At 62.0% G+C, this 9,860-nt stretch carries 7 protein-coding genes; 5 read left to right on the plus strand and 2 right to left on the minus strand.

The window, feature by feature from the left end; all coding sequences use genetic code 11:
- Nucleotides 1-2: 2 nt before the first annotated feature.
- On the minus strand, nucleotides 3-419 hold the full coding sequence (locus NEI07_RS17505; protein ID WP_256036341.1) for a DUF1036 domain-containing protein: 417 nt from the start codon (nucleotides 417-419) through the stop codon (nucleotides 3-5).
- 43 nt (nucleotides 420-462) lie between these two features.
- Nucleotides 463-756: a hypothetical protein gene (locus NEI07_RS17510; protein WP_256036342.1), complete on the minus strand. Its 294-nt coding sequence runs from the start codon at nucleotides 754-756 to the stop codon at nucleotides 463-465.
- Between the two features lie 349 nt (nucleotides 757-1,105).
- Here NEI07_RS17510 and secA point away from each other — a divergent pair, with 349 nt between their 5' ends.
- The 5 genes from secA (at nucleotide 1,106) to lon (ending at nucleotide 9,850) form a co-directional block, all read left to right on the plus strand.
- Nucleotides 1,106-3,928, plus strand: a complete 2,823-nt coding sequence (secA, locus tag NEI07_RS17515; protein ID WP_256036344.1) for a preprotein translocase subunit SecA — start codon at nucleotides 1,106-1,108, stop codon at nucleotides 3,926-3,928.
- A 19-nt stretch (nucleotides 3,929-3,947) separates the two neighbouring features.
- Nucleotides 3,948-4,361 carry a surface-adhesin E family protein gene (locus NEI07_RS17520; RefSeq protein WP_256036345.1) on the plus strand — a complete coding sequence of 138 codons (414 nt, stop codon included), beginning with the start codon at nucleotides 3,948-3,950 and terminating at the stop codon, nucleotides 4,359-4,361.
- Between the two features lie 114 nt (nucleotides 4,362-4,475).
- The gene (locus tag NEI07_RS17525; RefSeq protein ID WP_256036347.1) at nucleotides 4,476-5,696 is read left to right on the plus strand and encodes a 6-phosphofructokinase; all 1,221 of its coding nucleotides are present in this window, start codon (nucleotides 4,476-4,478) and stop codon (nucleotides 5,694-5,696) included.
- 232 nt (nucleotides 5,697-5,928) lie between these two features.
- Nucleotides 5,929-7,194 carry an ATP-dependent Clp protease ATP-binding subunit ClpX gene (clpX, locus tag NEI07_RS17530; RefSeq protein ID WP_256036348.1) on the plus strand — a complete coding sequence of 422 codons (1,266 nt, stop codon included), beginning with the start codon at nucleotides 5,929-5,931 and terminating at the stop codon, nucleotides 7,192-7,194.
- A 232-nt stretch (nucleotides 7,195-7,426) separates the two neighbouring features.
- Nucleotides 7,427-9,850, plus strand: a complete 2,424-nt coding sequence (gene lon / locus NEI07_RS17535; protein ID WP_256036349.1) for an endopeptidase La — start codon at nucleotides 7,427-7,429, stop codon at nucleotides 9,848-9,850.
- Nucleotides 9,851-9,860: the final 10 nt, after the last annotated feature.

A 9,860-nucleotide genomic window follows, 5' to 3' on the forward strand; every position in this document is an offset into this window, starting at 1 on the left:
CCCTATTTGACGAGGTTGATCGTGTAGTTGTTGTTGCTGCCGATATATTTCTCGCGGAAGCCGACCGTCCGGCATGTCGGCGAGCAGCAGGTGTTGATGCACCACTCATAGGCGCTCTGCGGCACGCATGTGTTGAAGGGGCCGCTCCACTTCGTCCCGTCGCTCGATTCGGCGTAATAATAGTAATAAGTATTAACGCTCTGGAGGTCGCTGCCGAAAACGGTCTTGATCTGGCCGGGCTCTAGTTTCCACCACCCCTTTTTCGTCCAGTCGCCGCCGTCGGAACAGCCAGGCGAATACCAAAGAAACGACACCCACACCGTGGCGCTGGTTTTATTGCGGAACTTGAACCAGGCCTGCGCGGCGTTCGGCGCACAGACGATGCTGAGCGTGGCCAATAAAATCAAAAATCTGCGCATGGTCCCCTCCCCTGCGAAGTGCGCGGGACGCGATCGAAAAGAATTAAGGCTTGGGCGTGGGCTGGGCCGCAGGGTCGCGGCGGATGGACCGCGCCTTGGTGGGAACTTGCGGCTCCTTGGAAACTTCGCCGACGCCCGGCCGGGCGTCTTCTTCGCCCGAGACGGGCTTCTTGCTCGGCGGCGCGGCTTCTTCCTTGGGAGGCGCCTTTTCACCGAAGTGCTCCGTTGGGCTCACACCGGCTTCGGGAGGGGTTCGGCGCTGGGCCTGCGCCGTCGCGCCGCCAAGAAAAATTGCGGCGCTAAGAGCGGCGATAAGCCAACAATGACGGCTAGCCAATGGGACCTCCTTAAATCTGCTCCGAATATGGACGCGCGACAAAAAAACGATTGATCAAGCGACGCTAGGCCTGGCGCTGGCCGCCGTCAACGTCCGTTTGGCTTACCCCAGGCGATGGGCGTCAGACCTGATCCACATGGCGCCGCGCCGCCAAATCCCTTACATTGACAAGGTTTCCGGCGGCTCTTATCTCTCGCGCGGAAACGCCGCGTCGGTCTCGGCGCCCCGCCGCCATTGGGTCGATGTCGCAGGCGTATGTTATTCATGCATTATGCGACGTTCCGCCGGCCGCCGTTCCCCGGCGCGCCGAGAAGGCGGCAGACGCTGCTCGGGAGAAAGGTTCGCAAGGATGATCGGCGCACTCGCCAAGAAGATTTTCGGCACGGCCAATGACCGCCGGCTCAAGACCTACGCGCCGAAGGTCAACGCGATCAACGCTCTGGAGGCGGACGTCGAAGCGCTGACCGACGACGAGCTGAAGGACCGAACCCGCCAGTTCCGCGACGAGCTCGCCGCCGGCAAGACGCTCGACGATCTGCTCGTTCCCGCATTCGCCACCGTGCGCGAGGCGGCCAAGCGCACCCTCGGGCAGCGCCATTTCGACGTCCAGCTCATCGGCGGCATGGTGCTGCATGAAGGCGCGATCGCCGAGATGCGCACCGGCGAAGGCAAGACTCTCGTCGCCACGCTCGCGGTTTATCTCAACGCGCTCGCCGGCAAAGGCGTCCATGTCGTCACGGTGAACGACTATCTCGCCAAGCGCGACTCCGAATGGATGGGGCAGATCTACAGATTTCTCGGCATGAGCGTCGGGGTCGTGGTGCATGACCTCATGGACGAGGATCGCGCCGCCGCCTACGCCTGCGACATCACCTACGGCACCAACAACGAATTCGGCTTCGACTATCTGCGCGATAATATGAAATATGAATTCTCGCAGATGGTTCAGCGAGGACATAATTACGCGATCGTCGACGAAGTGGATTCGATCCTGATCGACGAGGCGCGCACGCCGCTCATCATCTCGGGCGCCATCGACGACAAATCCGATCTCTACAATACGATCGACAAGCTGATCCCCAAGCTCAACGCCGACGACTTCGAACTCGACGAGAAGCAGCGCACGGTTCATCTGACCGACGCCGGCAATGAGCATATGGAACAGCTCCTGTCCGAGGCCGGCGCGCTGACCGAAGGCGCGCTTTACGAAGCGCACAATGTGACGCTCGTGCATCACGTCAATCAGGCGCTGCGCGCGCATAAGCTCTTCCAGAAGGACAAGGATTACATCGTCCGCAAGGGCGAGGTGGTCATCATCGACGAATTCACCGGCCGCATGATGCCGGGCCGCCGCTATTCGGAAGGCCTGCACCAGGCGCTCGAGGCGAAGGAGCATGTTCAGGTTCAGCCTGAAAACGTCACGCTCGCGTCGATCACCTTCCAAAATTACTTTCGTCTCTATGGCAAGCTCGCCGGCATGACCGGCACGGCGTCGACCGAGGCGAATGAATTCGCTGAAATTTACAAGCTGGACGTCGTTGAGATTCCGACGAACCGCCCGGTCTGCCGTCTCGATGAGGATGATGAGGTCTATCGCACGTCCAAGGAGAAGCTCGGCGCGATCGCCGCCGAAATCCAGGACGCCAACGGGCGGATGCAGCCGCTTCTCGTCGGAACGACGTCGATTGAGAAGTCGGAGCAGCTGGCGGAATTCCTGCTGACGCAGGGCTACAAGATGATCGACTTTGCCGATCCCAAGGGACTGACGGGACTCTACGCAGCGGCGCGTTCGAGCAAGCCGTCGAAGCTTTTCGCGGTGCTCAATGCGCGCTTCCACGAGCAGGAAGCCTATATCGTCGCGGAAGCCGGCGTGCCCGGCGCGATCACCATCGCCACCAATATGGCCGGTCGCGGCACCGACATTCAGCTAGGCGGCAACGTCGAGATGCGCGTGACGCAGGAATGCGCCGGCCTCGAAGGCGACGCGCGCGCCAAGAAGGAAGCGGAAATCCGCGAGGAGGTCGCGGACTTCAAGGAGAAGGCCATCGCCGCCGGAGGCCTCTACATCATCGGCACCGAGCGCCACGAGAGCCGGCGCATCGATAATCAGCTGCGCGGCCGCTCCGGACGCCAGGGCGACCCTGGCCGCTCAAAATTCTTCCTGTCGCTGCAGGACGACCTCATGCGCATCTTCGGCTCCGAGCGCATGGATTCGATGCTGGTGAAGCTCGGCCTGCAGGAGGGCGAAGCCATCGTCCATCCGTGGATCAACAAGGCGATCGAGAAGGCGCAGCATAAGGTCGAGGCGCGCAATTTCGACATCCGCAAGAACATCCTCAAGTTCGACAACGTCATGAACGACCAGCGCAAGGTGATCTTCGAGCGCCGGCTCGAAATCATGGATGAGGAGAGCGTCGAGGAGCAGATCGCCGACATGCGCGCCGACGTGGTCGACGCGATGGTGTCGCAGCACATCCCGCATGACGCCTACGCCGAGGCGTGGAACGTCGACGGGCTGGCGGAAGACGTCAAAACGAAGCTCAATCTGGATCTGCCGGTCGCCGACTGGGCGAAGGAAGAAGGCATCGCCGACGAGGAGCTCAAGGAGCGTCTGCTGGAGGCGGCCGACGCCGCTTACGCCGAACGCGTCGAAAAGAACACTGAGCCGCTGATGCGCATGATCGAGAAGCAGGTCGTCCTGCAGTCTCTCGATACGCTGTGGCGCGAACATCTCATCGCGCTCGACCACCTTCGGCAGGTGATCGGCTGGCGCGGCATGGCGCAGCGCGATCCGCTCAACGAGTACAAGTCCGAAGCGCTCGAACTCTTCAAGAGCCTAATGACGCGGTGGGACGAAACGGTGACCACGCAACTGATGCGCGTCGAAGTGTCCTTCGAGGCGCCGCCTTCCGCGCCGCCGGAGCTGCCGCCGATGGAAATGTCGCATCCAAATCCCGAGGCGCTGATCGGCGGCGGACAGCAGCTTGCGCTCGATGAGCTCAATACGCGTCTCGCGGGGGTCGATTTCTCGGCGCGCGGGCTCGCGGTCAGCGAGGCGCCCACTGAACGCGACCCTGGCAATCCGACCACTTGGGGCAAGGTGGGCCGCAATGAGCCCTGCCCTTGCGGCTCGGGTAAGAAATACAAGCATTGCCACGGCGCTCTTGTCTAAGCCGAGGATGCGGACAGCGATGTGGAAGATCAGCGTCTCGGCTCTCCTGTCGACGCTGGCGTCTTCCGCATCGGCCCGCGTCGAATGGGTCGAGGTCTCCAAGGACGATTTCTCGACCGTCTATCTGGACCCCGGCTCTCGCCGGATAACGTCCGACGGAATCGTCACGGTCGACGCGCTGACGGATTACAACGCCGCCTCGCCAAAAGCCGCCGCATTCGGTCTTGCCGAAAAAGGGCTGTCGGAAATCGAGAAAGTGTCGCTCGATTGCGCCAATCGTAGATACCGGTCCGAGGGTGGCGGCTGGCGGCAGGGCCAAATGGGGCAAGGAAAGATCACCAAGCCATATCCGCCGAAAAACGAATGGTCGCCGGCGCCGCCCTATTACGAAGGACTCTTCGCCAAGGTCTGCGCGAGCGCGTCCGCGGAATAGCGGTCGGATCGATTTGAACCGCCTGGCGCCTGAGAATATAAGCGCAGCGCGGTTGAAGCGCCGCCGTCCCGCGTTCGCGGGAAAGCTGCCGCCGCGGGTTTCCAGGAGCTTGTCGTGACCGCCATTGATTTTTCCAAAGTGCTCGTCGCTCAGGGCGGCGGCCCCACCGCCGTCATCAATCAGTCGCTCGTCGGCGCCGTGCTGGAGTCCCGCAAATTTCGCGAGGTCGAGCGGGTTTATGGCGCTTTCCATGGCGTTCGCGGCGTCGTGAATGAGGATTTCGTCGACCTCACGCAGGAGACGACCCATAATCTCGAACTCGTCGCCTGCACCCCGTCTTCGGCGCTCGGCTCGACGCGCGACAAGCCGGACCTCAAATATTGTCAGGAAATCTTCCGCGTCCTACGCGCGCATGGGATCGGCTGCTTTTTCTATATCGGCGGCAATGATTCGTCGGACACGGTGCGCATCGTCTCGCAGCAAGCCCAAAACGCCGGCTATCCGCTGCGGACGGTTCACATTCCAAAAACCATCGACAACGATCTGATGGTCAACGACCACACGCCGGGCTTCCCCTCGGCGGCGCGCTGGGTGGCGCAGGCGTTCGCGGGCGCCAATCTCGACAATTGGGCCCTCCCCGGGGTGTATATCGCGATCGTCATGGGCCGGCACGCGGGCTTTCTGACCGCCGCCTCGGCGCTCGGCAAGAAATTCCCCGACGACGGCCCGCATCTCATCTACATCCCCGAGCGCGCCTTCATCGTCGACAAGTTCCTCGCCGACGTTAAGGCGACGATGGCGAAATATGGCCGCTGCGTCGTCGCCGTGTCAGAAGGCGTCTGCGACGAAAACCATACGCCCATCGCCGAAAAGCTGGCCAAGGCGGTGGAGCGCGACGATCACGGCAATGTCCATCTGGGCGGCGGCGCGCTGGCCGACGAACTTACCCGCCTCGTGAAGGATCGGCTCGGATTCAAGCGGGTGCGGGCCGATACATTCGGCTATGTGCAAAGGAGCTTCGTCGGCTGCGTTTCCGACGTCGACCAGCGCGAGGCGCGCGAGGTCGGCGAAAAGGCCGTGCAATACGCCATATGGGGCGACCGCGACGGCTCGGTGACGATCCACCGGACCGGCTTTTATTCGGTCGACTATCAGCTGACGCCGCTTGAAGAGATCGCCGCGAAGACAAAAGTCATGTCGGACGAATACATTAGCCCCTGCGGCACAGACGTCACCGACGCCTTCCGGATGTATCTGCGCCCCTTGCTTGGAAGCGGCATGCCGGACGCCTATCGCTTGCGGCTCAATCGGGTTCCCAAGATCCTTACCGCCTGAGCCGTGGTCGAGGGCGCCTTTCTTGCTTCAACAGAGTTTCCGGCGAAGGTTGCAATTTGGCCGTCGTGTAAAATACACTAACCAGTCATGGTTCTCGGGCGCTCGTCGCTGACGACCGAAACTGGATGGGGAAACGGGCACGCCAGCCGCTTCCACTTTTTGTTAGTGTGGCGCCGGTAACACAGGTGTTCGGGCCGATTCGCCCGGCAGTCCGGCCCGATAGGAGAGCAATATGAGCAAGGTCGGCGGCGGCGATTCCAAGAACACGCTTTACTGTTCCTTTTGCGGCAAGAGCCAGCACGAGGTGCGTAAGCTCATCGCCGGACCGACGGTGTTCATCTGCGATGAATGCGTCGAATTGTGCATGGACATCATCCGCGAGGAGAACAAGTCCTCGCTGGTCAAGCAGCGCGACGGCATTCCGACCCCGCGAGAGATTTGTAAGGTTCTGGACGACTATGTCATCGGCCAGTCACAGGCCAAGCGCGTTCTCTCGGTAGCGGTCCACAACCATTACAAGCGCCTCAACCATGCCACCAAGCATGGCGACGTCGAGCTGGCGAAGTCCAACATTCTGCTGATCGGACCGACCGGCGTCGGCAAGACCATGCTGGCCCAGACTCTGGCGCGCATCCTGGATGTTCCGTTCACCATGGCGGACGCCACGACCCTGACCGAAGCCGGCTACGTCGGCGAGGACGTCGAAAATATCATCCTCAAGCTTCTGCAGGCGTCGGACTACAATGTCGAGCGCGCCCAGCGCGGCATCGTCTACGTGGACGAGATCGACAAGATTTCGCGCAAGTCCGACAATCCTTCAATCACCCGCGACGTTTCGGGCGAAGGCGTGCAGCAGGCGCTCTTGAAGATCATGGAGGGCACCGTCGCCTCCGTGCCGCCGCAAGGCGGCCGCAAGCATCCCCAGCAGGAGTTCCTGCAGGTCGACACGACGAATATCCTGTTCATCTGTGGCGGCGCTTTCGCGGGGCTCGAAAAGATCATCTCCGCCCGCGGGCGCAACACGTCGATCGGCTTCGCCGCCGCCGTGCAGTCGCCCGACGAACGGCGCACCGGCGACATTTTTAGGCAGGTGCAGCCGGAAGACCTGCTGAAATTTGGGCTCATCCCCGAATTCGTCGGCCGCCTCCCGGTCATTGCGACGCTCGAGGATCTTGACGAGGACGCCCTCAAGCGGATCCTGACCGAGCCCAAGAACGCGTTGGTCAAGCAGTATCAGCGGCTTTTCGAGATGGAAAACGTCGAACTCACCTTCCAGGACGACGCGCTGTCGTCCGTCGCGCGCAAGGCGATCGAACGGCACACCGGCGCTCGCGGCCTGCGCTCGATCATGGAAGGAATCTTGCTAGACACGATGTTCGATCTACCAGGTTTGGAGGGAGTCGAGCAGGTTGTGATCGGGCCGGAAGTCGTCGAGGGCAAAGCGCGGCCGCTCTATATTTACTCCGAGCGCAGCGAGAAAAGCGGCGCCAGCGCCTGACGCGCGGAGACCGATGCGGCGGCGACGCCCGCGGGTTTAAGCTTGGGCGCCGCAGCGTCTTGAATCGATTGTTCGCGTAACCATTTGCGTTAACGGGGCCGTCGGGCGCATCCGCCGGCGGTCTTTTATGGCGCGAAATCGGCGGGCGACCGTATCGCGGCCTAAAGCCAAAATCGCCCTGCGGACTCGCGCCGCCGCTTTAGCGGGACGCGTCAAGGACAGGACAAAAAGAATGTCGAACGAAAAGCGAGACGCCGTCATGCCCGGAACCATCGAAAGCTATCCGGTGCTGCCGCTGCGCGACATTGTCGTCTTCCCGCACATGATTGTTCCTCTGTTCGTCGCGCGCGAGAAATCCATCCGCGCGCTCGAAGAGGTGACGAAGTCCGACAGGCTCATTCTGCTGGCGACGCAGAAGAACGCGGGTGACGACGATCCCTCGGCCGACGCGATCTACCCGATTGGAACGCTCGCCTCGGTGTTGCAGCTTCTGAAGCTGCCCGACGGCACGGTGAAGGTGCTGGTCGAAGGCGTCGCGCGCGCCAGCGTTCGCACATACACGCGCGCAGACGATTATTACGAAGCGGACGCCGAAGTCGTCGCCGACGATCTCGCCACTCCGGTCGAGGTCGAAGCGCTTGGCCGGTCTGTGATCGCCGAATTCGAAAGCTATGTGAAACTCAACAAGCGGGTCTCTTCCGAGGTCGTCGGCGCGGTGACGCAGATCGACGACTATTCGAAGCTCGCCGACACGGTCGCGTCTCACCTGTCGGTGAAGATCGCCGAGAAGCAGGACGTGCTTGAGACGGTCAGCGTCGCGCGCCGCCTCGAGAAATGTCTGTCGCTGATGGAGAGCGAGATCTCGGTCCTGCAGGTCGAGAAGCGCATTCGCACGCGCGTCAAGCGCCAGATGGAGAAGACGCAGCGCGAATACTATCTCAATGAGCAGATGAAGGCGATCCAGAAGGAGTTGGGCGACGAGGACGGCAAGGACGATCTCGCCGAACTCGAGGAGCGCATCAAGAACACCAAGCTTTCCAAGGAAGCGCGCGACAAGGCCTTCGCCGAGTTCAAGAAGCTGCGGCAGATGTCGCCGATGTCGGCCGAAGCCACTGTCGTTCGCAACTACCTTGACTGGATCCTGTCGATCCCGTGGGGCAAGCGCTCCAAGGTGAAGCGGGATCTCGGACAGGCGGAGGAAGTGCTCGACGCCGAGCACTTCGGCCTCGAGAAGGTCAAGGAGCGCATCCTTGAATATCTCGCCGTGCAGAGCCGCGCCAACAAGCTGACGGGTCCGATCCTCTGCCTCGTCGGCCCGCCCGGCGTGGGCAAGACCTCGCTCGGCAAATCCATCGCCAAGGCCACGGGCCGCGACTTCGTGCGCATGTCGCTTGGCGGCGTGCGCGACGAAGCGGAAATCCGCGGCCATCGGCGCACTTACATCGGCTCGATGCCCGGCAAGATCATCCAGTCGATGCGCAAGGCGAAGACGTCCAATCCGCTCTTTCTCTTGGATGAGATCGACAAGATGGGCATGGACTTCCGCGGCGATCCGTCGTCGGCCTTGCTCGAAGTGCTGGACCCAGAGCAGAACGCGACCTTCAACGACCATTACCTCGAAGTCGACTACGACCTTTCGAATGTGATGTTCGTGACGACGGCGAATACGCTCAATATTCCGGCGCCGCTGATGGACCGCATGGAGATCATTCGCATCGCCGGCTACACGGAAGATGAGAAGCTCGAGATCGCGCGCAGGCACCTCATCCCCAGCGCCGTGCATAAGCACGGCCTTTCGCCCGACGAATGGATGATCGCCGACGACGGGCTGCTCACCCTCATTCGCCGCTATACGCGCGAAGCGGGCGTGCGCAATCTGGAGCGCGAACTCTCCAATCTCGCGCGCAAGGCGGTGAAGGAAATCCTTCTCAAGAAGAAGGAGAAGATCGTCATCACGAGCGAGAACATCGCCGAATATCTTGGCGTGCCCAAGTACCGCTATGGCGAGGCCGAACTCGAAGATCAGGTCGGCGTCGTGACCGGACTCGCCTGGACCGAGGTCGGCGGCGAATTGCTGACGATCGAAGGCGTCATGATGCCCGGCAAGGGCAAGATGACCGTGACAGGCAATCTGCGCGACGTCATGAAGGAGTCGATCTCCGCGGCGGCGTCCTACGTGCGCTCGCGCGCGGTCGACTTCGGCGTTGAACCGCCGGTCTTCGATCGACGCGATTTCCATGTGCACGTGCCGGAAGGCGCGACGCCCAAGGATGGACCGTCGGCTGGCGTGGCGATGGCGACCGCCATCGTCTCGATCATCACCGGCATTCCCGTCCGGCGCGACATCGCCATGACCGGCGAGATCACGCTGCGCGGCCGCGTCTTGCCGATCGGCGGCTTGAAGGAGAAGCTGCTGGCGGCGCTGCGTGGCGGCTTGAAGAAAGTGCTGATCCCGGAGGAGAACGCCAAGGATCTGGCGGAAATCCCGGATGCGGTGAAGAACCGCCTGGAAATCGTGCCCGTCGCGCGCATGGAAGAGGTGCTGCGGCACGCGCTGATCTCCCAGCCGACGCCGATCGAATGGCGGGAAGACGCCGCCGCGATCGCCAAGCATGCCGTCAGCGACGATGACGGCACCGGCGTCCGCGCGCACTGATCGTTAGAGC

This window comes from Methylocystis suflitae, from assembly GCF_024448135.1.
GTDB lineage: Bacteria > Pseudomonadota > Alphaproteobacteria > Rhizobiales > Beijerinckiaceae > Methylocystis > Methylocystis suflitae.

What these genes read in the sequence shown, in the direction of transcription:
- NEI07_RS17505 (WP_256036341.1), bottom strand. Translation starts at nt 419, where the DNA reads ATGCGCAGATTTTTGATTTTATTGGCCACGCTCAGCATCGTCTGTGCG.
- secA (WP_256036344.1), top strand. Translation starts at nt 1,106, where the DNA reads ATGATCGGCGCACTCGCCAAGAAGATTTTCGGCACGGCCAATGACCGC.
- NEI07_RS17520 (WP_256036345.1), top strand. Translation starts at nt 3,948, where the DNA reads ATGTGGAAGATCAGCGTCTCGGCTCTCCTGTCGACGCTGGCGTCTTCC.
- clpX (WP_256036348.1), top strand. Translation starts at nt 5,929, where the DNA reads ATGAGCAAGGTCGGCGGCGGCGATTCCAAGAACACGCTTTACTGTTCC.
- lon (WP_256036349.1), top strand. Translation starts at nt 7,427, where the DNA reads ATGTCGAACGAAAAGCGAGACGCCGTCATGCCCGGAACCATCGAAAGC.